Annotated in this window: 19 protein-coding genes; 9 read left to right on the plus strand and 10 right to left on the minus strand. The window is 58.9% G+C overall.

Going from position 1 to position 22,671, the window contains the following annotated elements; all coding sequences use genetic code 11:
• Positions 1-88: 88 nt before the first annotated feature.
• The 4 genes from hflD to H8F23_RS21175 form a co-directional block, all read right to left on the minus strand.
• A complete protein-coding gene (gene hflD, locus H8F23_RS21160) occupies positions 89-712 on the minus strand; it encodes a high frequency lysogenization protein HflD (protein ID WP_016987411.1) in 624 nt (207 codons plus the stop codon).
• A complete protein-coding gene (mnmA, locus tag H8F23_RS21165) occupies positions 709-1,833 on the minus strand; it encodes a tRNA 2-thiouridine(34) synthase MnmA (protein ID WP_194935662.1) in 1,125 nt (374 codons plus the stop codon). The genes hflD and mnmA overlap by 4 nt, the downstream gene beginning before the upstream one ends.
• A gap of 59 nt (positions 1,834-1,892) precedes the next feature.
• Positions 1,893-2,339 carry an NUDIX hydrolase gene (locus H8F23_RS21170; protein ID WP_194935663.1) on the minus strand — a complete coding sequence of 149 codons (447 nt, stop codon included), beginning with the start codon at positions 2,337-2,339 and terminating at the stop codon, positions 1,893-1,895.
• A 199-nt stretch (positions 2,340-2,538) separates the two neighbouring features.
• A complete protein-coding gene (locus H8F23_RS21175) occupies positions 2,539-4,764 on the minus strand; it encodes an NADP-dependent isocitrate dehydrogenase (RefSeq protein WP_194935664.1) in 2,226 nt (741 codons plus the stop codon).
• Positions 4,765-5,245: 481 nt separating this feature from the next.
• Here H8F23_RS21175 and icd point away from each other — a divergent pair, with 481 nt between their 5' ends.
• Entirely contained in the window at positions 5,246-6,502 is a 1,257-nt protein-coding gene (icd, locus tag H8F23_RS21180) for an NADP-dependent isocitrate dehydrogenase (RefSeq protein ID WP_034155137.1), read from the plus strand.
• Positions 6,503-6,586: 84 nt separating this feature from the next.
• Here the strand turns inward: icd and H8F23_RS21185 are convergent, their stop codons facing one another.
• The gene (locus H8F23_RS21185) at positions 6,587-6,898 is read right to left on the minus strand and encodes a cold shock domain-containing protein (protein ID WP_194935665.1); all 312 of its coding nucleotides are present in this window, start codon (positions 6,896-6,898) and stop codon (positions 6,587-6,589) included.
• A 224-nt stretch (positions 6,899-7,122) separates the two neighbouring features.
• On the opposite strand from H8F23_RS21185, the gene clpS reads away from it, so the two are divergent.
• Together clpS and clpA are read left to right on the plus strand one after the other, a co-directional pair.
• Positions 7,123-7,506, plus strand: a complete 384-nt coding sequence (gene clpS, locus H8F23_RS21190; RefSeq protein WP_016987405.1) for an ATP-dependent Clp protease adapter ClpS — start codon at positions 7,123-7,125, stop codon at positions 7,504-7,506.
• 30 nt (positions 7,507-7,536) lie between these two features.
• On the plus strand, positions 7,537-9,807 hold the full coding sequence (gene clpA / locus H8F23_RS21195; RefSeq protein ID WP_016987404.1) for an ATP-dependent Clp protease ATP-binding subunit ClpA: 2,271 nt from the start codon (positions 7,537-7,539) through the stop codon (positions 9,805-9,807).
• A 977-nt stretch (positions 9,808-10,784) separates the two neighbouring features.
• Here clpA and infA read toward each other — a convergent pair.
• The 4 genes from infA to trxB all read right to left on the minus strand — a co-directional run bounded on the left by infA (position 10,785) and on the right by trxB (position 13,582).
• Positions 10,785-11,003, minus strand: a complete 219-nt coding sequence (gene infA / locus H8F23_RS21200) for a translation initiation factor IF-1 (protein WP_002553999.1) — start codon at positions 11,001-11,003, stop codon at positions 10,785-10,787.
• Between the two features lie 112 nt (positions 11,004-11,115).
• Positions 11,116-11,823 (minus strand): arginyltransferase, encoded by a 708-nt coding sequence (locus tag H8F23_RS21205; protein WP_194935666.1) that lies wholly within the window; start codon positions 11,821-11,823, stop codon positions 11,116-11,118.
• A 57-nt stretch (positions 11,824-11,880) separates the two neighbouring features.
• Positions 11,881-12,561, minus strand: a complete 681-nt coding sequence (gene aat, locus H8F23_RS21210) for a leucyl/phenylalanyl-tRNA--protein transferase (RefSeq protein ID WP_093434297.1) — start codon at positions 12,559-12,561, stop codon at positions 11,881-11,883.
• Between the two features lie 61 nt (positions 12,562-12,622).
• A complete protein-coding gene (trxB, locus tag H8F23_RS21215; protein ID WP_194935667.1) occupies positions 12,623-13,582 on the minus strand; it encodes a thioredoxin-disulfide reductase in 960 nt (319 codons plus the stop codon).
• Between the two features lie 324 nt (positions 13,583-13,906).
• On the opposite strand from trxB, the gene H8F23_RS21220 reads away from it, so the two are divergent.
• From H8F23_RS21220 to cysG, 6 genes are all read left to right on the plus strand, one after another.
• Complete coding sequence (locus tag H8F23_RS21220) at positions 13,907-16,315, plus strand: DNA translocase FtsK (RefSeq protein WP_034155142.1); 2,409 nt, start codon at positions 13,907-13,909, stop codon at positions 16,313-16,315.
• Between the two features lie 67 nt (positions 16,316-16,382).
• Positions 16,383-17,003 (plus strand): outer membrane lipoprotein chaperone LolA, encoded by a 621-nt coding sequence (gene lolA / locus H8F23_RS21225; RefSeq protein ID WP_122843733.1) that lies wholly within the window; start codon positions 16,383-16,385, stop codon positions 17,001-17,003.
• 141 nt (positions 17,004-17,144) lie between these two features.
• On the plus strand, positions 17,145-18,467 hold the full coding sequence (locus H8F23_RS21230) for a replication-associated recombination protein A (protein ID WP_194935668.1): 1,323 nt from the start codon (positions 17,145-17,147) through the stop codon (positions 18,465-18,467).
• Entirely contained in the window at positions 18,467-18,841 is a 375-nt protein-coding gene (crcB, locus tag H8F23_RS21235) for a fluoride efflux transporter CrcB (protein WP_007908079.1), read from the plus strand. Before H8F23_RS21230 ends, crcB begins: the two co-directional genes overlap by 1 nt.
• A 15-nt stretch (positions 18,842-18,856) precedes the next feature.
• Positions 18,857-20,137 (plus strand): serine--tRNA ligase, encoded by a 1,281-nt coding sequence (serS, locus tag H8F23_RS21240; RefSeq protein ID WP_194935669.1) that lies wholly within the window; start codon positions 18,857-18,859, stop codon positions 20,135-20,137.
• Entirely contained in the window at positions 20,138-21,532 is a 1,395-nt protein-coding gene (cysG, locus tag H8F23_RS21245) for a siroheme synthase CysG (RefSeq protein WP_194935670.1), read from the plus strand.
• A 94-nt stretch (positions 21,533-21,626) separates the two neighbouring features.
• Here the strand turns inward: cysG and H8F23_RS21250 are convergent, their stop codons facing one another.
• Entirely contained in the window at positions 21,627-22,628 is a 1,002-nt protein-coding gene (locus H8F23_RS21250) for a glutathione S-transferase family protein (protein WP_194935671.1), read from the minus strand.
• Between the last annotated feature and the right edge of the window lie 43 nt (positions 22,629-22,671).

Here is a 22,671-nt window from a genome sequence, read left to right on the forward strand (position 1 = left end):
TATCATACATGAAAAAATCCGCCGGTCCGTTGCCAACTGACCGGCGTATTACGCGTTACAGACTACAAAGCTTTTATTGCGCGGCGAATTACTCGCTGCGCATCAACGGATACAGCTCTTTGAGCAGCTTGCGCCGGCTGATCACCAACTGCCAGCGATGGCCGCCGAGCTGCCGCCATAGGCGTGCCGAACGGATACCGGCAAGGAGCAGGGCGCGGATTTTCGAGGCATTGCTCGGTTGCTGCAGATTGCGCATGTCGCCGTGCACCTGAATGCGTTGGCGCAAGGTGCTCAGGGTGTCCTGGTACAGCGCGCCGCAAGCCGCGACCACGTTTTCGTGGGCCGGGCCGAAATGCTCGACCTGCGACTGGATCTGCGGCAAACGCTTACCGATGATGTCGAGCATGTCGTTGCGCTTGGCCAGTTGACGTTCCAGGCCGAGCATCGACAGGGCATAACGCAGTGGCTCGCGCTGCAATGTGCTTGGGTCGCGCTCGAGGGCGCCGATCAGTGCGCGGTAACCTTCGCGCAAATTGATGTCGTCGCCGCCGTACACGTCCAGCGTGTCCTTCGGGTCGCGCACGAGCAGGCTGCCGAGCATGCAGCTCAGGCCGGCCTCGCTGGTCTGGCCGGTCTTGGCGATCCGGTCGACCAGCACGGCGGCGAGAAACACGCCGCCGAGCGCCGTCAGTTGCTCCTGAGTCGGGCTCATGCCTGGCCGCTCCACGGCTCGGCCACTTCGATCACGCCGCCGCCGAGGCAGATTTCACCGTCGTAGAACACCACCGATTGGCCCGGCGTCACCGCGCGTTGCGGCTCGTCGAACACGGCGCGGTAGCCGCTGGCGGTTTTTTCCAGGGTGCAGGCTTGATCGCTCTGGCGATAACGCACTTTCGCGGTCAGGCGCAGCGGCTGGCTCAGGTCGATCGGGTTGACCCAATAGATTTCCGAAGCGAGCAGGGCGCTGGAGAACAGCCACGGATGGTTGTTGCCCTGGCCGACGATCAGCTCGTTGCTGTCCAGGTCCTTGCGCAGCACGTACCACGGCTCGTCACCGGCATCTTTCAAGCCGCCGATGCCCAGGCCTTGGCGCTGACCGATGGTGTGGTACATCAAACCGTGGTGACGGCCGATGACTTCGCCTTCGGTAGTTTTGATTTCGCCCGGTTGCGCCGGCAGGTATTGCTTGAGGAAGTCGCTGAAGCGCCGCTCGCCGATGAAGCAGATCCCGGTGGAATCCTTCTTCTTGGCGGTCGCCAGCTCGTATTTCTCGGCAATGGCGCGCACTTCCGGTTTTTCCAGTTCGCCGACCGGGAACAGGGTCTTGGCGATCTGTTCACCGCCAACGGCGTGCAGGAAGTAGCTCTGATCCTTGTTCGGATCGAGGCCTTTGAGCAGTTCGGTGCGGCCATCGATATCGCGGCGGCGCACGTAGTGACCGGTGGCGATCAGGTCGGCACCGAGCATCATGGCGTAGTCGAGGAACGCCTTGAACTTGATCTCGCGGTTACACAGGATGTCCGGGTTCGGCGTACGGCCGGCCTTGTATTCGGCCAGGAAGTGCTCGAACACGTTGTCCCAGTACTCGGCGGCGAAGTTGGCGGTGTGCAACTTGATGCCAATCTTGTCGCAGACAGCCTGGGCATCCGCCAGGTCGTCCATGGCGGTGCAGTATTCCGTTCCGTCGTCTTCTTCCCAGTTCTTCATGAACAGGCCTTCCACCTCGTAACCCTGCTCGATCAGCAGGAGAGCGGAAACGGAAGAGTCCACGCCGCCGGACATGCCGACAATGACGCGCTTCTTGGTTGTGTCAGAAGGGGCTGGATCACGCATAGGGATTCAATGAGTGTCTTGAAAAAGGACGCGATTCTAGCAGGCTCGCAGCCTCAAGGCTAAAGAGAAGGGCGGATCAGTTCGAGGCTGAAGTGATGACCGGCCAGATAATCGTCGATGCAACGGATGATCAGCTCGCTGCGCCAGTTGTCGCGCTGGGCGATTAATTCGTCGCGGGTCAGCCACTTGGCGCCGACGATGCCGTCATCGAGTTGGTAGTCGGGGTGGTGTTGCACGGCTTTGGCGCTGAAGCACACGCGCTGGTAGGTCACGCCATTGCTCGGTGCGGTGTACAGGTAAATGCCGATCACGCCGGTAGGTTCGACGTCCCAGCCGGTTTCTTCGAGGGTTTCGCGCACGGCGGCTTCGATCAGGGTTTCGTCCGGGGCGAGATGGCCGGCGGGCTGGTTGAGCACGTTACGCCCGGCCTTGTGTTCCTCGACCATCAGGAAGCGGCCGTTGTCCTCGACGATGGTGGCGACGGTGATGTGGGGGAGCCATTCCATAAAACCTTCCTCAATTCTGGGATTGAAATGCAATCCAATGTAGGAGTGAGCCTGCTCGCGATAGCGGTACACCAGCCACCATATCTGTTGAATGGTATACCGCTATCGCGAGCAGGCTCACTCCTACAAGGAATTGTGTTGTGTTCAGAAACACAAACCCCGGCACGAGGCCGGGGTTTGTGATGTTCCCTTTACAACCTTAAACCAGCGCAGCAATCGCCGCGTTGAGGGTTGCGCTTGGGCGCATGGCCTTGCTGATCAGCTCGGCATTGGCGTGGTAGTAACCGCCGATGTCGACTGGCTTGCCCTGAACGGCGTTGAGCTCGGCAACGATGGTTGCTTCGTTCTCGGTCAGGGTTTTGGCCAGGGTCGCGAACTGCGCTTGCAGTGCTGCGTCTTCAGTCTGGGCAGCGAGGGCCTGAGCCCAGTACATCGCCAGATAGAAGTGGCTGCCGCGGTTGTCGATGTTGCCGACTTTGCGCGATGGCGACTTGTTGTTGTCGAGGAACTGGCCGGTGGCCTGATCCAGGGTTTTCGACAGCACCAGGGCTTTCGGGTTGTTGTAGTTCACACCCAGATGCTCAAGGGACGCTGCCAGTGCGAGGAACTCGCCCAGCGAATCCCAGCGCAGGAAGTTCTCTTCAACCAGTTGCTGCACGTGCTTCGGTGCCGAACCGCCGGCGCCGGTTTCGAACAGGCCGCCGCCGTTCATCAGCGGCACGATCGACAGCATCTTGGCGCTGGTGCCCAGTTCCATGATCGGGAACAGGTCGGTCAGGTAGTCGCGCAGTACGTTGCCGGTCACCGAAATGGTGTCCTTGCCTTCGCGGGTGCGCTGCAGGGTGTACTTCATGGCGTCGACCGGTGCCATGATCTGGATGTCCAGACCGGTGGTGTCGTGATCCTTCAGGTAAGCCTGAACTTTCTCGATCACTACGCCGTCGTGAGCGCGCATCGGGTCCAGCCAGAAGATCGCTGGGGTGCTGCTCGCGCGAGCGCGGTTGACGGCCAGTTTGACCCAGTCCTGGATCGGCGCATCTTTGGTCTGGCACATGCGGAAGATGTCGCCGGCTTCAACAGCCTGTTCCATCAGCAGGTTGCCCTTGCTGTCGGTGACGCGAACCACGCCGTCAGCCTTGATCTGGAAGGTCTTGTCGTGCGAGCCGTACTCTTCGGCTTTCTTCGCCATCAGGCCAACGTTTGGCACGCTGCCCATGGTGGTCGGGTCGAAAGCGCCATTGGCTTTGCAATCTTCGATCACAGCCTGGTAGATGGTCGCGTAGCAACGATCCGGGATCACAGCCTTGGTGTCGTGCAACTGACCGTCGGTGCCCCACATTTTGCCGGAGTCACGGATCATTGCCGGCATCGAGGCGTCGACGATCACGTCACTCGGCACGTGCAGGTTGGTGATGCCTTTGTCGGAGTTGACCATCGCCAGCGATGGGCGAGCAGCGTAGACGGCGGCCATGTCAGCTTCGATCTGTGCTTGCTGCTCAGCCGGCAGGGCTTTGATGCGCGCGTACAGATCGCCGATGCCGTTGTTCAGGTTGAAGCCGATCTCGGCCAGCACGTCAGCGTGCTTGGTCAGGGCGTCTTTATAGAACTCGGCAACGATCTGGCCGAACATGATCGGGTCGGAGACCTTCATCATGGTTGCTTTCAAGTGAACCGAAAGCAGCACGCCTTGGGCCTTGGCGCTTTCGATTTCAGTAGCGATGAACGCGCGAAGGGCGTTTTTGCTCATCACGGCGCAGTCGAGGATCTCGCCAGCTTGAACGGTGGTTTTTTCTTTCAGAACGGTAGCGGTACCGTCCTTGGCGATCAGCTCGATCTTCACGGCGTCAGCGGCGTCGATCAGGGCAGCTTTTTCGCTGCCGTAGAAATCGCCGGTGCTCATGTGAGCGACGTGGGATTTGGAGTCTTTGGCCCAGGCGCCCATTTTGTGCGGGTGCTTGCGCGCGTAGTTCTTCACCGACAGCGGTGCACGACGGTCGGAGTTGCCTTCACGCAGAACCGGGTTCACGGCACTGCCCTTGACCTTGTCGTAACGCGCCTTGGCGTCTTTGTCGGCGTCGCTGGTCACGGTTTCCGGGTAGTCCGGCAGGTTGTAGCCCTGAGCTTGCAGCTCTTTGATCGCGGCTTGCAGCTGTGGCACCGAAGCGCTGATGTTCGGCAGCTTGATGATGTTGGCTTCAGGCGTAACGGCCAGGTCGCCCAGTTCGGCGAGGTGGTCGGCTACGGCTTTGTCGCCCAGTTGCTCGGGGAAGCTGGCCAGAATACGTGCTGCAAGAGAGATATCGCGGGTTTCCACGGCGATATCGGCCGAGGCGGTGTAAGCCTCGATGATCGGCAGCAGGGAATAGGTGGCGAGGGCTGGAGCTTCGTCGGTGAAGGTATAGATGATCTTCGAGCGGGTGGGCATATTCGGATTAACTCTCTCTTCTTTGCTAAAGCGTGCGCAGAAACTCGAGGGGCGCCGGGTAAGCGCGTTCGTTCAAAGTCATCCATGAACCGAATGTCGAGAATCTTCGCGGTGATGTTGGGTGCATCAGTAGAGCGTCAAGCAGTCGGACTGCGGTAACAACCCGACCAATCAGGCGGAAAGTCTCGTGCTAGAGAGGCCAGCCGTCGTGACCCTGTGGTCAGCGGGCGGCATTATACATAGGTAGCTGGCAATCTGCCGATGGTTCATATGCAACGATTCTCGTCCATTGGTCTAAAGGTCGCAGGGCAGGGTCGGGCGTAGAGTCGTCGCGAATGCTTGAGTTTGGCGCTTTTCCCTTTGCTTTCAGGCTTGTACGAAACGAGATGTAGGCGCGCCACGAACAGAGGGTTTGCGTGTTGATTTAACTGGGTTACGCTCGAACCAAGCCAGATGTTCAATCCAAACAATGGAGTTCAGCATGGGTTACAAGAAGATTCAGGTTCCAGCCGTCGGCGACAAAATCACCGTCAATGCAGACCATTCTCTCAATGTTCCTGATAACCCGATCATCCCCTTCATCGAAGGTGACGGCATTGGTGTCGACATCAGCCCGGTGATGATCAAGGTTGTCGATGCTGCAGTTCAAAAGGCATACGGCGGTAAACGCAAGATTTCCTGGATGGAAGTCTACGCCGGGGAAAAAGCCACTCAGGTTTATGATCAGGACACCTGGCTGCCTCAGGAAACCCTCGATGCAGTCAAGGATTACGTGGTTTCCATCAAAGGCCCGCTGACCACTCCGGTCGGTGGCGGCATCCGCTCGCTGAACGTGGCCCTGCGTCAGCAACTCGACCTGTACGTCTGCCTGCGCCCGGTGCGCTGGTTCGAAGGCGTGCCAAGCCCGGTGAAAAAGCCCGGCGATGTCGACATGACCATTTTCCGCGAGAACTCCGAAGACATCTATGCGGGCATTGAGTGGAAGGCCGGTTCGCCGGAAGCCACCAAGGTCATCAAATTCCTTAAAGAAGAAATGGGCGTCACCAAGATCCGTTTCGACGAAAACTGCGGCATCGGCGTCAAGCCGGTTTCGCTGGAAGGCACCAAGCGTCTGGCGCGCAAGGCCCTGCAATATGTGGTCGATAACGACCGCGATTCGCTGACCATCGTGCACAAAGGCAACATCATGAAGTTCACCGAAGGTGCCTTCAAAGAGTGGGCCTACGAAGTGGCCGCCGAAGAATTCGGTGCGACCCTGCTCGACGGTGGCCCGTGGATGCAGTTCAAAAACCCGAAAACCGGCAAGAACGTTGTGGTCAAAGATGCCATCGCCGACGCCATGCTCCAGCAGATCCTGCTGCGCCCGGCCGAATACGATGTGATCGCGACCCTCAACCTCAACGGCGACTACCTCTCCGACGCTTTGGCGGCGGAAGTGGGCGGTATCGGTATCGCGCCGGGCGCCAACCTGTCCGACACCGTGGCGATGTTCGAAGCCACCCACGGTACGGCGCCGAAGTACGCCGGCAAGGATCAGGTCAACCCGGGTTCGCTGATTCTCTCGGCAGAAATGATGCTGCGGCACATGGGCTGGACCGAGGCGGCGGATCTGATCATCAAGGGCACCAATGGTGCCATTGGTGCCAAGACCGTGACCTATGACTTCGAGCGTCTGATGGATGGAGCGAAGCTGGTGTCGTCTTCAGGCTTCGGGGATGCGTTGATTTCGCATATGTAAGAAATGCAGGCACATAAAAACCGCCTGACTCGTTGAATTGAGTCAGGCGGTTTTTTATTGCTTGGAATATCAGGTGAAAATCAGTCAGCTCATTGCTTTGGTGTTTGCGGCAGCCGCAGCCGCAGCCGCGCCGACAGCTGCGCTCTCAACGGCACTGGATGGCTCAGTGATGACAGATTGGATGTCTGTGGCATGCAGCCCCTTAGGGCCTTGAATAATACTAAAAACCACCGCTTGCCCGGCTTTGAGGGTTTTGTACCCATCCATCTTAATCTGAGAAAAATGAGCAAAGAAGTCGATCTCTTTCCCATCCTCATCGCGGCCTTCGCGGGCATCGGTATTGATAAAGCCGAATCCCTTGGCATTGTTGAACCATTTCACCTTGCCGACAGCCATGCTCAAATCCCTCTGCAACAGACTCCATCGCTGGAGTATCATCCAATTCATCCGCAATCTAATCCGTTAAAAGGATTGACTCCGCGGATCTTTTTTACCCACTGTGGGCTCTATTGGTTGTAACACCGTTTTCCCGATAGTCAAGGTGACCGGGCAGTCGGAGTTGAAAACGCGTACAACCGCCCCCACCACTGTATTTGCACAACTGACGAACCTTTCTTTCCATGCATGCAATCAGCCAGATTCGACTAACATTCAATCAGGATCGCCCGCTTCTCCAAAAGGATCTTCCAGAGGAGCACGACGACGATTCGGCAGGCGTTGCTGTTCAGGAAGCAAAGCCTGCGTTACAGGCGCCGCCGATGTACAAGGTGGTTTTGTTTAATGATGACTACACACCGATGGATTTCGTCGTCGAAGTGCTCGAGGTGTTTTTTAACCTGAATCGCGAGCTGGCGACCAAGGTCATGCTGGCCGTCCACACAGAAGGACGGGCAGTATGTGGAGTGTTTACCCGCGACATCGCCGAGACAAAGGCCATGCAGGTCAACCAGTACGCCAGGGAAAGCCAGCATCCGCTACTCTGTGAAATCGAGAAGGACGGTTAATCGCCGACCACTTGGGTATGAGGTGAAGCTATGTTAAACCGCGAGCTCGAAGTCACCCTCAATCTAGCCTTCAAGGAGGCTCGTTCGAAGCGTCATGAATTCATGACCGTCGAACACCTTTTGCTGGCCCTATTGGACAATGAGGCTGCCGCCACCGTTTTGCGTGCCTGCGGCGCAAACCTCGACAAACTCAAGCATGACCTGCAGGAGTTCATCGACTCCACCACGCCATTGATCCCCGTTCATGACGAAGATCGTGAAACCCAGCCAACCCTGGGCTTCCAGCGTGTACTGCAGCGTGCTGTTTTCCACGTACAGAGCTCGGGCAAACGCGAAGTGACTGGCGCCAACGTGCTGGTCGCAATCTTCAGTGAGCAAGAGAGTCAGGCAGTGTTCCTGCTGAAACAGCAGAGCGTTGCGCGCATCGATGTCGTCAATTACATCGCACACGGCATTTCCAAAGTGCCGGGGCATGGCGATCACTCTGAAGGTGAACAAGATATGCAGGACGACGAGGGCGGTGAGTCTTCTTCTTCAGGCAATCCTCTGGATGCTTATGCTAGCAACCTCAACGAACTCGCGCGCCAGGGTCGTATCGATCCGTTGGTCGGTCGTGAATCGGAAGTCGAGCGTGTCGCGCAGATTCTCGCGCGTCGGCGCAAGAACAATCCGCTGCTGGTAGGCGAGGCGGGCGTGGGTAAAACTGCGATTGCCGAAGGCCTGGCCAAGCGCATTGTTGATAATCAGGTGCCGGACCTGCTGGCCAACAGCGTTGTTTACTCGCTCGACCTTGGCGCTCTGCTCGCGGGCACCAAGTATCGTGGTGATTTCGAGAAGCGCTTCAAGGCGCTGCTCAACGAACTGAAAAAACGTCCGCAGGCGATCCTGTTCATCGACGAAATCCACACCATCATCGGTGCCGGCGCTGCTTCCGGTGGCGTGATGGATGCTTCGAACCTGCTCAAACCGCTGCTGTCGTCTGGCGACATTCGCTGCATCGGCTCGACCACGTTCCAGGAATTCCGTGGCATCTTCGAGAAGGACCGTGCCCTGGCGCGTCGCTTCCAGAAGGTCGATGTCGTCGAGCCGTCGGTGGAAGACACCATCGGTATCCTGCGCGGCCTGAAAGGGCGTTTCGAGCAGCACCACAACATCGAATACAGCGATGAGTCGTTGCGCGCCGCTGCTGAACTGGCATCGCGCTACATCAATGACCGGCACATGCCGGACAAGGCCATCGACGTGATCGACGAGGCGGGCGCCTATCAGCGTCTGCAACCGGTCGAAAAACGCGTGAAGCGCATTGAAGTGCCACAGGTCGAAGACATCGTGGCGAAAATCGCACGGATTCCGCCGAAGCACGTCACCAGCTCCGACAAGGAGCTGCTGCGTAACCTGGAGCGTGACCTGAAGCTGACGGTGTTTGGTCAGGACGCGGCGATCGATTCGCTGTCGACCGCGATCAAGTTGTCGCGTGCCGGGCTTAAATCGCCCGACAAGCCAGTCGGTTCGTTCCTGTTCGCAGGCCCGACCGGTGTTGGTAAAACCGAGGCTGCGCGGCAATTGGCCAAGGCGTTGGGGATCGAGCTGGTTCGCTTCGACATGTCCGAATACATGGAGCGTCACACCGTATCGCGTCTGATCGGTGCGCCTCCAGGTTATGTCGGTTTCGATCAGGGCGGTCTGTTGACCGAGGCGATCACCAAGCAGCCGCATTGCGTATTGCTCCTTGATGAAATCGAGAAGGCGCATCCGGAAGTCTTCAACCTGCTGTTGCAGGTGATGGATCACGGTACGCTGACCGACAACAACGGGCGCAAGGCGGACTTCCGCAACGTGATTGTGATCATGACCACCAACGCCGGTGCCGAAACAGCGGCGCGTGCTTCGATCGGTTTCACCCATCAGGACCACTCGTCTGATGCGATGGAAGTGATCAAGAAGAGCTTTACGCCGGAGTTCCGTAACCGTCTGGACACCATTATCCAGTTTGGTCGCCTCAGCCATGAGGTCATCAAGAGTGTGGTGGACAAGTTCCTTACCGAGCTTCAGGCGCAGCTGGAAGACAAGCGTGTGCTGCTTGAGGTCACTGATGCCGCGCGGAGTTGGCTGGCGGCGGGTGGTTATGACTCGGCGATGGGCGCACGTCCGATGGCTCGTTTGATCCAGGACAAGATCAAGCGTCCGTTGGCGGAGGAGATTCTGTTTGGCGAGCTGGCCGAGCATGGCGGTGTGGTGCACATCGACATCAAGGATGGTGAGTTGACGTTTGACTTCGAAACTACCGCAGAAATGGCCTGATGGCCTGAGATCAAGAGGGCGCCTTCGGGCGCCTTTTTGTTATTTGTCGTTTGGGTTTTTTGGGTGAATATCCGTTGCTGCGGTGATGGCTTATTACGGTTTCGCCCTTACGGCGACTCACTTTTTTTCAAGCGCCAAAAAAAGTAAGCAAAAAACGCTTGCTCCTACGTGCGGCCCGCTCGCTGGGGCTCGGGGTTCCTTCGCTGCGGGATCGATCCGGGCGCAGCGTCTACGGTTTGCTTCGCTGCACCTCCTCTCGCTGTGTTTGGCTGCGCCAAACGGTCGCTGCGCTCCCACGCCCGGATCAATCCCTCCACTCAGCCTTCCGACGTCGCCTTACAGATCAAAAGCTGCAGCCGAGCTAACGCTCATCCTGTTGAGTGGTGAGGGGCACATCGTGCTCGGCTTTGATTCTGTGGTGGGGCTACCCCTCACCCCAGCCCTCTCCCGAGGGAGAGGGGGCCGATTTTCGGGCTTTTCAAAACCTGAGTTCAACGCGGAATCGCACGTCGGCGTATCTCTTCCAGTCCACGCGGTGAGTCCCCTCTCCCTCCGGGAGAGGGCTAGGGTGAGGGACTCTTGATCTGGCTTTTTATCCGGATTTTGATCTTGCTTCGGTTTTTGATTTTTTGCCCCATCGGCAGGCCGAGCGGAGGTGTTCATCCGGGGGTAGGCGCGCAGCGCCGTGCGGCGTAGCCGCATACATCGAGAGGAGGTGCAGCGAAGCAAACCGTAGGCGATGCCCCCGGATGGACACCGTAGCTCGGGAACCCCGAGCCCCAGCGAGCGGGCCGTACGCCAGGGGCAAAGCCTTTTGGTTCCTTTTTGGCGTTTGAAAAAGGGACTCGCTGTAAGAGCGAAACCGCCAGCGGCCGCACCCGAAAAAACGGATATGCCCCCAAACCCCAAACCCCAAACCCCAAATCCCAGACAAACAAAAACGCCCGGCATAAACCGGGCGTTCTGTATTGACTTGATTAACGAGCGCGGTAAGTGATGCGCCCTTTGCTCAAGTCATAGGGCGTCAGCTCGACGCGCACTTTGTCACCGGTAAGAATACGAATGTAGTTCTTGCGCATCTTGCCGGAAATATGCGCGGTTACGACGTGCCCATTTTCCAACTCCACACGAAACATGGTGTTGGGCAGGGTGTCGACGACAGTGCCTTCCATTTCGAAGCTGTCTTCTTTCGACATGCAGTAAAGCCCTCGGTATCCAATGAATGGCCCGGTGCAACTGCGCCAGGCAAAAGCGGCGTGCATTGTGCCCGAAAAATGGGGTTTACGCCAAGGGGTTTACGGCTTGGGTTTAGTTGAGGATCACCCAGCGCTGATTAATCAGCAGTTCGATGGGTCGATATTGCGTCTTGTAGTTCATCTTTTTGCAGTTCTTGATCCAGTAACCGAGGTACACCGCCTCAAGCCCGAGACGCTGTGCCTCGGCGATTTGCCAGAGGATGGCAAATCGGCCAAGGCTGCGGCGTTCTTCGGCGGGTTCGTAGAAGGTGTACACGGCTGATAAACCGTTCGGCAGCAAATCGGTGACCGCCACGGCGAGCAACCGTCCGTCGAGTCGGAACTCGTAAAAGCGCGAGAATGGCAAGTCGCGGACCAGAAACGTCGCGAACTGATCACGGCTCGGCGGGTACATGTCGCCGTCTGCATGACGCTGTTCGATGTAACGCTGATACAGATCGAAATATTCTTCGCTGAATTGCGGTTTGGCCGGGCGCACCTGCAAATCCGTATTGCGCTTGAGAATCCGCTTCTGCTGACGATTGGGCATGAACTGCGCCACGGGAATGCGCGCAGGCACGCACGCATTGCAGTTCTGGCAATGCGGGCGGTACAGATGATCGCCGCTGCGACGAAAGCCCATTTCCGACAGGTCTGCGTAGACATGCACATCCATGGGCTGACTCGGATCGAGAAACAGGGTCGTGGCCTGCTCCTCGGGCAGATAACTGCAAGAGTGAGGCTGAGTGGCATAGAACTTCAATCGCGCCAACTCGGTCATGATCAACCCTCGGGATAAGCTGGTGAATTAAGTGTAAGCCACGCGCGCAAAAGTCGCTCAGCAAACCCAGGTGGCACGATTGGGTTGGTCCAGATGGCGAGCCAGATAGTCGGCGAATTCCTGGCGGGGAATGGCTCTGGCGCCGAGACTGTGCAGATGATCGGTCGGCATCTGGCAATCGATCAGCACGAATCCCGAGTCTTTCAGGTGCCGCACCAGGGTGGCAAAGCCGAATTTCGAGGCGTTGTCGGCGCGGCTGAACATCGATTCACCAAAAAACAATTGGCCCATCGCCAAGCCGTACAGGCCACCGACCAGTTCGCCCTGATCCCAGACCTCCACCGAATGCGCGAAGCCGCGACGATGCAGTTCGACATAGGCGTCCTGCATCGCCTCGGTGATCCAGGTGCCATCGGCGTAATCCCTTGGTGCGGCACAGGCGCGGATCACGGCATCGAAATCCTGATCGAAGGTCACTTGATAGCGTTCCTGACGCAGCAGTTTGCCGAGGCTGCGCGAGACATGCAGTTCGTCGGGAAACAACACCGTGCGCGGATCCGGCGACCACCAGAGAATCGGCTGGCCCTCGGAAAACCATGGAAAGCAGCCATGGCGATAAGCCTGAATCAGCCGGTCGGCCGACAGATCGCCACCCGCAGCCAGCAATCCGTTGGGGTCGCGCATGGCCTTTTCCAGTGGCGGAAAAGTCAGGGAATTACGTTGTAACCAAGTCAGCATGGCATCCAGGCTTACAGAAGGGGAGGGCGGTGGGGCGTCTGGCCCGCGATAAAGTGTGCCGTTAAATCACAGGAATGTCGTCCAGATACTTCTCGGCATCCAGAGCGGCCATGCACCCGGCACCGGCTGACGTTACCGCCTGGCGGTAAACGTGGTCAGCCACGTCACCGGCGGCAAATACCCCGGGAATCTCGGTGGCGGTGGCGTCGCCGTCGCTGCCGCCCTTGACCCGCAAGTAACCGTCGCGCATCGGCAACTGGTCTTGGAACAGGTCGGTGTTGGGCTTGTGACCAATGGCAATGAATACGCCGGCCAACGCCAGTTCGTGGGTTTCGCCGGTATGACTGTCCCGCAGTCGCGCGCCGGTGACGCCGCCGGCATCGCCGAGCACTTCGTCGAGATTCTGGTTCCAGTGCAGGCGTACGTTGCCGTTCGCAGCTTTCTCGAACAGTTTGTCCTGAAGGATTTTCTCCGAACGCAGTTTGTCGCGACGATGGATCAGGTGCACCTCCCTGGCGATGTTCGACAGGTAAAGTGCCTCCTCAACCGCCGTATTGCCGCCGCCGACTACGGCGACCACCTGATTGCGATAGAAGAAGCCGTCACAGGTCGCACAGGCGGAAACGCCTTTGCCGGCGAAGGCTTCTTCCGAGGGCAAGCCCAGATACTGCGCCGAGGCGCCGGTGGCAATGATCAGTGCGTCGCAGGTGTAAGTGCCGCTGTCGCCGATAAGCTCGAACGGGCGCTGCTGCAACTTGGCGGTGTGGATGTGGTCGTAAACGATCTCTGTGGCAAAGCGTTCGGCGTGTTTCTGCATGCGCTCCATCAGCACCGGGCCGGTGAGGCCTTCGACGTCACCGGGCCAGTTGTCGACCTCGACGGTGGTGGTGAGCTGGCCACCGGCCTGCAGGCCAGTGATGACCACGGGTTTGAGGTTGGCGCGGGCGGCATACACGGCAGCGCTGTAACCGGCCGGGCCGGAGCCGAGGATAATCAGGCGTGAATGCTTCGCTACGTTCATCAAATAGACCTCATAAGCCTTTGTCACAAAAGGTAATGCATGCTCAAATTGAGTCGCGGCTTCTGTGTGCTTGACTATGCTCAGTCCTGGGGCTTGAAGCATGGCATCGCACGCACAAACCCGTACAATGCCGGGCTGTTACAGAATGTTCGCCGTGCGCTGTATTTATAAAAGCGGCAGCACAGTGTTAAAAGTAGTCTCAGTTGCGCTCGTTGTTAAAAGTAGTCTCAGTTGCGCTCGTTAACTTTTTACCTGCCTGGATTGGGCAGTTTTTTATCGTCATTCAATAGATGGACGCGCCTCGGGCGCAGGAAAAGAAGCGTTTTGAAGAAATCCACCGAAGCACCAAAAACAGTCGTCCCGCTCTGGCGCCAACAGTTGCACTACCGGCTCAAGGAAGGTGCATTGATCGCCATCGGCGCCTTGTGCCTGTTCCTGATGATGGCTTTGCTGACCTACGGCAAGGACGATCCAGGCTGGAGCCACAACAGCAAGATCGATGACGTACAGAATTTCGGCGGCCCGGCGGGTTCTTACAGCGCCGACATCCTGTTCATGGTGCTGGGTTACTTCGCCTATATCTTCCCGTTGCTGCTGGCGATCAAGGCGTACCAGATTTTCCGCCAGCGCCACGAGCCGTGGCAGTGGAGCGGCTGGCTGTTTTCCTGGCGTCTGATCGGTCTGGTGTTTCTGGTGTTGTCTGGCGCTGCGCTGGCGCATCTGCACTTTCACGCGGCCTCGGGCCTGCCGGCGGGGGCTGGTGGCGCGCTGGGCGAAAGCCTCGGCAATCTGGCGAAGAACGCCCTGAACATTCAGGGCAGCACGCTGTTGTTCATTGCGTTGTTCCTGTTTGGCCTGACCGTGTTTACCGACCTGTCGTGGTTCAAGGTGATGGACATCACCGGCAAGATCACCCTTGATCTGTTCGAACTGTTTCAAGGCGCGCTCAATCGCTGGTGGTCGGCTCGTACCGAGCGCAAGCAACTGGTTGCGCAATTGCGTGAAGTCGACGATCGCGTGCATGACGTGGTCGCGCCGACGGTCACTGACAAACGCGAACAAGCCAAAGTCAAAGAACGCCTGATCGAACGTGAGCAAGCCCTGAGCAAGCACATGTCCGACCGCGAGAAACAAGTGCCGCCGGTTATCGCCCCGGCCCCGGCCAAGGCGCCCGAGCCAAGCAAGCGCGTGCAGAAAGAGAAACAGGTGCCGTTGTTCGTCGACAGCGCCGTGGAAGGCACCTTGCCGCCGATCTCGATTCTTGATCCTGCGGAAAAGAAACAACTCAATTACTCACCGGAATCCCTGGCGGCCGTGGGCCACTTGCTGGAAATCAAGCTCAAGGAGTTCGGTGTCGAGGTCACGGTGGATTCAATTCACCCGGGCCCGGTGATTACCCGTTACGAAATTCAGCCTGCCGCCGGCGTCAAAGTCAGCCGCATCGCCAACCTGGCCAAAGACCTTGCACGTTCCCTGGCTGTGACCAGTGTGCGGGTGGTCGAGGTGATTCCGGGCAAGACCACCGTCGGTATCGAGATTCCCAACGAAGACCGGCAGATCGTGCGCTTCTCCGAAGTGCTGTCGACGCCTGAATACGACAATTTCAAATCGCCGGTCACCCTGGCGTTGGGTCACGACATCGGCGGTAAGCCGGTCATTACTGACCTGGCGAAGATGCCGCACCTGCTGGTGGCCGGTACGACCGGTTCCGGTAAGTCGGTGGGTGTGAACGCGATGATCCTGTCGATCCTGTTCAAGTCCGGCCCGGAAGACGCCAAGCTGATCATGATCGACCCGAAAATGTTGGAGCTGTCGATCTACGAAGGCATTCCGCATCTGCTGTGCCCGGTCGTCACCGACATGAAGGACGCCGCCAACGCCTTGCGCTGGAGCGTTGCCGAGATGGAGCGCCGCTACAAGCTGATGGCGAAAATGGGCGTGCGCAACCTGTCCGGCTTCAACGCCAAGGTCAAGGAAGCCCAGGACGCCGGCGAACCGTTGAGCGATCCGCTGTACAAGCGTGAAAGCATTCACGACGAAGCGCCGCTGCTGCAGAAACTGCCGACCATTGTCGTGGTGGTTGACGAATTCGCCGACATGATGATGATCGTCGGCAAGAAGGTTGAAGAACTGATCGCCCGTATCGCCCAGAAGGCCCGTGCTGCCGGTATTCACTTGATCCTCGCGACCCAGCGGCCGTCGGTGGACGTGATCACCGGTCTGATCAAGGCCAACATTCCGACGCGTATGGCGTTCCAGGTGTCGAGCAAGATCGACTCCCGCACCATCATCGATCAGGGTGGCGCCGAACAACTGCTCGGTCACGGTGACATGCTCTACATGCCGCCGGGCACCAGCCTGCCGATTCGGGTTCACGGTGCATTCGTATCCGACGATGAGGTACACCGTGTGGTCGAAGCGTGGAAACTGCGCGGCGCACCGGAATACAACGATGACATCCTCAACGGTGTCGAAGAAGCTGGCAGCGGTTTTGAAGGCAGCAGCGGTGGCGGCGACGGCGATGATCCGGAAGCCGACGCGCTGTACGACGAAGCGGTACAGTTCGTACTCGAAAGCCGTCGCGCCTCGATTTCCGCGGTACAGCGCAAGTTGAAGATCGGCTACAACCGCGCCGCTCGGATGATCGAAGCCATGGAAATGGCCGGCGTCGTCACCTCGATGAACACCAACGGTTCCCGTGAAGTCCTGGCCCCGGGCCCGGTACGCGACTGATTGCAAACGCAAGAGGCGGGACAATGATGTGCCGCCGCTCTCCCAACGAGTATTCAAGAGGACTCCCATGCGTCTTATCCGCATGCTGCTGCCAGTACTGGCGCTGACCACTCTCACGGCCCACGCCGATGACAAGGACGTGGCGCGTCTGACCCAATTGCTGGAAACATCCAAGACCCTGAGCGCGAACTTCTCGCAGCTGACCCTCGACGGCAGCGGCACGCAGTTGCAGGAAACCACCGGCAACATGACCCTGCAGCGTCCGGGCCTGTTCTACTGGCACACCAATGCGCCGGCCGAGCAGACCATGGTCTCCGACGGCAAGAAAGTCACCCTGTGGGATCCGGACCTGGAACAGGCCACCATCAAGAAGCTCGACGAGCGTCTGACCCAAACCCCGGCGCTGCTGCTGTCCGGTGATGTGTCGAAGATCAGCCAGAGCTTTGATATCAGCGCGAAAGAAGCAGGCGGCGTTATCGACTTCACCCTCAAGCCGAAAACCAAAGACACTCTGTTCGATAACCTGCGTCTGTCGTTCCGCAACGGTCTGCTCAACGATATGCAACTGATCGACAGCGTCGGCCAGCGCACCAACATCCTGTTTACCGGGGTCAAGGCCAACGAGCCAGTACCGGCAACCAAGTTCAAGTTCGACATCCCCAAGGGTGCCGACGTGATCCAGGAATAAACACAAAACCCTTTGTAGGATTGAGCCTGCTCGCGATTCGATTTGTCAGTCACATCTTCATCGTCTGACCCACCGCTATCGCGAGCAGGCTCACTCCTACAGGGGCAATGATCGGCAAAATAGAGGTTTCAACGCTACGTGATGGATCTGTTTCGCAGTGCACCGATTGCCCAGCCACTGGCCGCGCGTTTGCGTGCGACCAATCTGGATGAGTATGTCGGTCAGGAGCACGTGCTCGCTCGCGGCAAGCCTCTGCGTGAGGCGCTGGAGCAGGGTGCCCTGCATTCGATGATCTTCTGGGGCCCGCCGGGTGTGGGCAAAACCACGCTGGCGCGGTTGCTTGCAGAAGTCTCCGATGCACACTTCGAAACGGTCTCGGCGGTGCTCGCCGGGGTCAAGGAGATCCGTCAGGCCGTTGAAATCGCCAAGCAGCAGGCCGGCCAGTACGGCAAGCGCACAATTCTGTTCGTCGATGAAGTGCACCGTTTCAACAAGTCCCAGCAGGACGCATTCCTGCCGTACGTTGAAGACGGCACGCTGATCTTCATCGGCGCCACCACCGAAAACCCTTCGTTCGAACTCAACAACGCTCTTTTGTCGCGTGCCCGCGTCTACGTGCTGAAAAGCCTCGACGAAGCGGCGCTGCGCAAACTGGTGCACCGCGCGCTTACCGAAGAGCGCGGTCTGGGCAAGCGCAACCTGACGCTGAACGATGAAGGCTTCAAGATGCTGCTGTCCGCCGCCGATGGCGATGGCCGGCGTCTGCTCAACCTGCTGGAAAACGCCTCGGACCTGGCTGAAGACAACAGCGAAATCGGCACCGAGCTGCTGCAGAGCCTGCTCGGCGACACCCGCCGGCGTTTCGACAAGGGCGGCGAAGCGTTCTACGACCAGATATCGGCGCTGCACAAGTCCGTGCGCGGCTCCAACCCCGACGGTGCACTGTACTGGTTTGCGCGAATGATCGACGGCGGTTGTGATCCGCTGTACCTGGCCCGGCGCGTAGTGCGCATGGCCAGCGAAGACATCGGCAATGCCGACCCGCGCGCCCTCAGCCTGTGCCTGGCGGCGTGGGAAGTGCAGGAGCGTCTCGGCAGCCCGGAAGGCGAGTTGGCCGTGGCCCAAGCCATCACCTATCTGGCCTGTGCGCCAAAAAGCAACGCGGTGTACATGGGCTTCAAAACCGCTTTGCGCGCCGCCGCTGAAAACGGCTCTCTTGAGGTGCCACTGCACCTGCGCAACGCACCGACCAAACTGATGAAACAATTGGGCTACGGTGACGAATACCGCTACGCCCACGACGAGCCGGACGCTTATGCCGCCGGCGAAGACTATTTCCCGGAAGAGCTTGATCCCATCCCGTTCTACCAACCGGTGCCGCGCGGTCTGGAATTGAAGATCGGCGAGAAGCTCAACCACCTCGCCCAACTCGATCGTTTAAGCCCTCGGCAGCGGAGAAAATAGTGCTTCCATTGATCATTGCGGTCTCCGCTGGCGGGGTTGCCGGCACCTTGTTGCGCTTCGCCACCGGTAATTGGGTCAACGCCAATTGGCCGCGGCACTTCTATACCGCGACGCTGGCCGTTAATATCGTGGGCTGTCTGCTGATTGGCGTGTTGTACGGCCTGTTTTTGATACGCCCGGAAGTGCCGATCGAGGTGCGTGCCGGGTTGATGGTCGGCTTCCTCGGGGGGCTGACGACTTTTTCATCCTTTTCACTGGATACGGTGCGCTTGCTGGAAAGCGGGCAAGTGCCGCTGGCCCTGGGCTATGCGGCACTCAGCGTATTCGGCGGGCTGCTCGCGACGTGGGCCGGCCTGTCTTTGACCAAACTTTGATAACGAGAAACCGACATGCTCGATTCCAAACTGTTACGTAGCAACCTTCAGGACGTAGCGGACCGCCTGGCTTCCCGTGGCTTTGCCCTGGATACCGCGCGCATCGAAGCGCTGGAAGATCAGCGCAAGACCGTCCAGACCCGCACCGAAGCACTGCAGGCTGAGCGTAACGCGCGTTCCAAATCCATCGGTCAGGCCAAGCAGCGCGGCGAAGACATCGCGCCGTTGATGGCGGACGTCGAGCGCATGGCGGGCGAACTGAGCGCCGGTAAAGTCGAGCTGGACGCGATCCAGACCGAACTGGATTCGATCCTGCTGGGTATCCCGAACCTGCCGCACGAATCCGTGCCGGTCGGTAAAGACGAAGACGACAACGTCGAAGTGCGCCGCTGGGGCACGCCGACTGCTTTCGATTTCGAAGTGAAAGATCACGTTGCCCTGGGCGAGAAGTTCGGCTGGCTGGACTTCGAAACCGCCGCCAAGCTGTCCGGCGCGCGTTTCGCCCTGCTGCGTGGCCCGATCGCGCGTCTGCACCGCGCCCTGGCGCAGTTCATGATCAACCTGCACGTCAACGAGCACGGCTACGAAGAGGCTTACACGCCTTATCTGGTCCAGGCCCCGGCGCTGCAAGGCACCGGTCAACTGCCGAAGTTCGAAGAAGACCTGTTCAAGATCGCGCGCGAAGGCGAAGCCGATCTGTACCTGATCCCGACCGCTGAAGTGTCGCTGACCAACATCGTTGCCGGCGAAATCGTCGATTCGAAACTGCTGCCGATCAAGTTCGTCGCGCACACTCCGTGCTTCCGCAGTGAAGCCGGTGCATCGGGCCGTGACACCCGCGGCATGATCCGTCAGCACCAGTTCGACAAAGTCGAAATGGTCCAGATCGTTGAGCCATCGACTTCGATGGAAGCGCTGGAAGGCCTGACCGCCAACGCTGAAAAGGTCCTGCAATTGCTCGGTCTGCCTTACCGCACCCTGGCGCTGTGCACCGGCGACATGGGTTTCAGCGCGGTCAAGACCTACGATCTGGAAGTGTGGATCCCGAGCCAGGACAAGTACCGCGAAATCTCCTCGTGCTCGAACTGCGGCGACTTCCAGGCCCGTCGTATGCAAGCGCGTTTCCGCAACCCGGAAACCGGCAAGCCTGAGCTGGTACACACTTTGAACGGTTCGGGTCTGGCAGTCGGCCGTACGCTGGTTGCCGTGCTGGAAAACTACCAGCAGGCCGACGGTTCGATCCGTGTGCCGGACGTGCTGAAGCCGTACATGGGTGGCCTTGAGGTCATCGGCTAAATGAAATATCTGCCGCTGTTTCACAACCTGCGCGGCAGTCGTGTGTTGGTCGTCGGTGGGGGGGAAATTGCCTTGCGCAAATCCCGCCTGCTGGCCGATGCCGGTGCGCTGCTGCGGGTGGTCGCACCTGAAATCGAAACGCAACTGCGTGAGCTGGTTACCGCTTCTGGCGGTGAATGCCTGTTGCGCGGTTACGTCGAGGCGGATCTCGACGGTTGCGGGCTGATTATTGCCGCTACCGACGATGAGACGCTGAACGCACAAGTCTCCACCGATGCGCACAAGCGCTGCGTGCCGGTCAACGTGGTCGACGCGCCGGCCTTGTGCAGCGTGATCTTCCCGGCGATTGTCGACCGTTCGCCGCTGATCATTGCCGTGTCCAGCGGCGGCGATGCGCCGGTGCTGGCGCGTTTGATCCGCGCCAAGATCGAAACCTGGATTCCATCGACCTACGGCCAATTGGCCGGGCTGGCAGCGCGTTTTCGCAATCAGGTGAAAGGCCTGTTTCCGGATGTGCAACAGCGTCGTGGTTTCTGGGAAGACGTGTTTCAGGGGCCGATTGCCGATCGCCAACTGGCCGGGCAGGGCGCCGAAGCCGAGCGTCTGCTGCAAGCCAAGATCGATGGTGAAGCCATGGTCACGACCGGCGAGGTGTATCTGGTCGGCGCGGGCCCGGGCGATCCGGATCTGCTGACCTTCAAGGCTTTGCGTCTGATGCAGCAAGCCGACGTGGTGCTCTACGACCGTTTGGTTGCACCTGCGATTCTTGAGCTATGCCGTCGTGATGCCGAGCGGGTCTACGTCGGCAAGCGTCGTGCTGATCACGCCGTGCCGCAGGATCAGATCAACCAGCAACTGGTCGATCTGGCCAAGGCCGGCAAACGCGTGGTCCGGTTGAAGGGCGGTGATCCGTTTATCTTCGGCCGGGGCGGCGAAGAGATCGAAGAGCTGGCCGCTCACGGCATTCCATTTCAGGTGGTGCCGGGTATTACGGCGGCAAGTGGTTGCGCGGCGTATGCCGGGATTCCGCTGACGCACCGTGATTACGCGCAGTCGGTGCGCTTTGTTACCGGCCATCTGAAGGACGGCTCCACCGATCTGCCTTGGGCCGACCTTGTCGCGCCGGCGCAGACGCTGGTGTTCTACATGGGCCTGGTCGGGTTGCCGGTCATCTGCGAACAACTGATCAAACATGGTCGTTCAGCCGATACCCCGGCGGCGTTGATTCAGCAGGGCACCACGGTCAATCAGCGCGTCTTCACCGGCACGCTGGCTGATTTGCCGCGACTGGTGGCGGAGCATGAAGTGCATGCGCCGACATTGGTGATCGTTGGTGAAGTGGTGCAACTGCGCGAGAAGCTGGCGTGGTTCGAAGGGGCTCAGGCGCAGGTCTGAGTCAGATCAAAAGATCGCAGCCTTCGGCAGCTCCTACATGAGAATGCGTTCCCTGTAGGAGCTGCCGAAGGCTGCGATCTTTTGCTTTTTGCTATTAACCCTTCAACCAAACCCCTTTCCCAGCCAGCCGCGTCCGATCATGGGCCACGCTGAAATCCTGCTCCGGCCCCTTCGGCACAACCCCAGTCGGATTGATCGTCTTGTGACTGCCGTAGTAGTGATTCTTGATGTGATGGAAATCCACCGTCTCGGCAATCCCCGGCAACTGATACATCTCCCGCAGCCAGTTCGACAGGTTCGGATAATCGGCAATGCGCCGCAGATTGCACTTGAAGTGGCCGTGATACACCGCATCAAACCGGATGATCGTAGTGAACAGGCGCACGTCAGCTTCAGTGAGGTATTCGCCGCTCAGATAGCGGTTTGCGCTTAAAACGCCTTCAAGGTGATCGAGTTCGGCAAACACCTCATCGAACGCTTCTTCATAAGCTTGTTGCGACGTCGCAAAACCTGCGCGATACACGCCGTTGTTCACCGCCGGATAAATCCGCTCGTTCAGCGCATCGATCTCGCCGCGTAATGGCGCCGGATAGAAATCCAGATCATTGCCGGTCAAACCATCAAACGCGCTGTTGAACATGCGGATGATTTCCGCCGATTCATTACTGACGATGCGCTTGAGCTTCTTGTCCCACAGCACCGGCACGGTGACGCGGCCGGTGTAATCGGCAGTGTCGGCGGTATAGCGCTGATGCATGAATTCAAAGCCATCGAGTTTGTCGCCGGTTGAGCCGAGCGCCGTGTCGAAGGTCCAGCCATTTTCCAGCATCAACCAACTGACCACCGAGACGTCGATGAGACTTTCCAGGCCTTTGAGTTTGCGCAGGATTAGCGTGCGATGCGCCCACGGACAGGCGAGCGAAACATAGAGGTGATAGCGCCCGGCCTCCGCGACAAAACCGCCTTCACCGCTGGGGCCGGGTTCGCCGTTCGCGGTCACCCAGTTGCGGCGCTTGGCCTGTTCGCGCTGGAAGGCGCCGTCCTTGCTGCTTTCGTACCACTTGTCCTGCCAGTGGCCATCGACGAGTAAACCCATGATCAAGACTCCGTAAACCAATAATCGTTGGAGTCGAGTCTAT

The sequence above is a fragment of the Pseudomonas neuropathica genome, assembly GCF_015461835.1.
GTDB lineage: Bacteria > Pseudomonadota > Gammaproteobacteria > Pseudomonadales > Pseudomonadaceae > Aquipseudomonas > Aquipseudomonas neuropathica.

Coding starts and splice junctions, on each gene's coding strand:
- hflD (WP_016987411.1), bottom strand. CDS start 712: ATGAGCCCGACTCAGGAGCAACTGACGGCGCTCGGCGGCGTGTTTCTC.
- mnmA (WP_194935662.1), bottom strand. CDS start 1,833: ATGCGTGATCCAGCCCCTTCTGACACAACCAAGAAGCGCGTCATTGTC.
- H8F23_RS21170 (WP_194935663.1), bottom strand. CDS start 2,339: ATGGAATGGCTCCCCCACATCACCGTCGCCACCATCGTCGAGGACAAC.
- H8F23_RS21175 (WP_194935664.1), bottom strand. CDS start 4,764: ATGCCCACCCGCTCGAAGATCATCTATACCTTCACCGACGAAGCTCCA.
- icd (WP_034155137.1), top strand. CDS start 5,246: ATGGGTTACAAGAAGATTCAGGTTCCAGCCGTCGGCGACAAAATCACC.
- H8F23_RS21185 (WP_194935665.1), bottom strand. CDS start 6,898: ATGGCTGTCGGCAAGGTGAAATGGTTCAACAATGCCAAGGGATTCGGC.
- clpS (WP_016987405.1), top strand. CDS start 7,123: ATGCATGCAATCAGCCAGATTCGACTAACATTCAATCAGGATCGCCCG.
- clpA (WP_016987404.1), top strand. CDS start 7,537: ATGTTAAACCGCGAGCTCGAAGTCACCCTCAATCTAGCCTTCAAGGAG.
- infA (WP_002553999.1), bottom strand. CDS start 11,003: ATGTCGAAAGAAGACAGCTTCGAAATGGAAGGCACTGTCGTCGACACC.
- H8F23_RS21205 (WP_194935666.1), bottom strand. CDS start 11,823: ATGACCGAGTTGGCGCGATTGAAGTTCTATGCCACTCAGCCTCACTCT.
- aat (WP_093434297.1), bottom strand. CDS start 12,561: ATGCTGACTTGGTTACAACGTAATTCCCTGACTTTTCCGCCACTGGAA.
- trxB (WP_194935667.1), bottom strand. CDS start 13,582: ATGAACGTAGCGAAGCATTCACGCCTGATTATCCTCGGCTCCGGCCCG.
- lolA (WP_122843733.1), top strand. CDS start 16,383: ATGCGTCTTATCCGCATGCTGCTGCCAGTACTGGCGCTGACCACTCTC.
- H8F23_RS21230 (WP_194935668.1), top strand. CDS start 17,145: ATGGATCTGTTTCGCAGTGCACCGATTGCCCAGCCACTGGCCGCGCGT.
- serS (WP_194935669.1), top strand. CDS start 18,857: ATGCTCGATTCCAAACTGTTACGTAGCAACCTTCAGGACGTAGCGGAC.
- cysG (WP_194935670.1), top strand. CDS start 20,138: ATGAAATATCTGCCGCTGTTTCACAACCTGCGCGGCAGTCGTGTGTTG.
- H8F23_RS21250 (WP_194935671.1), bottom strand. CDS start 22,628: ATGGGTTTACTCGTCGATGGCCACTGGCAGGACAAGTGGTACGAAAGC.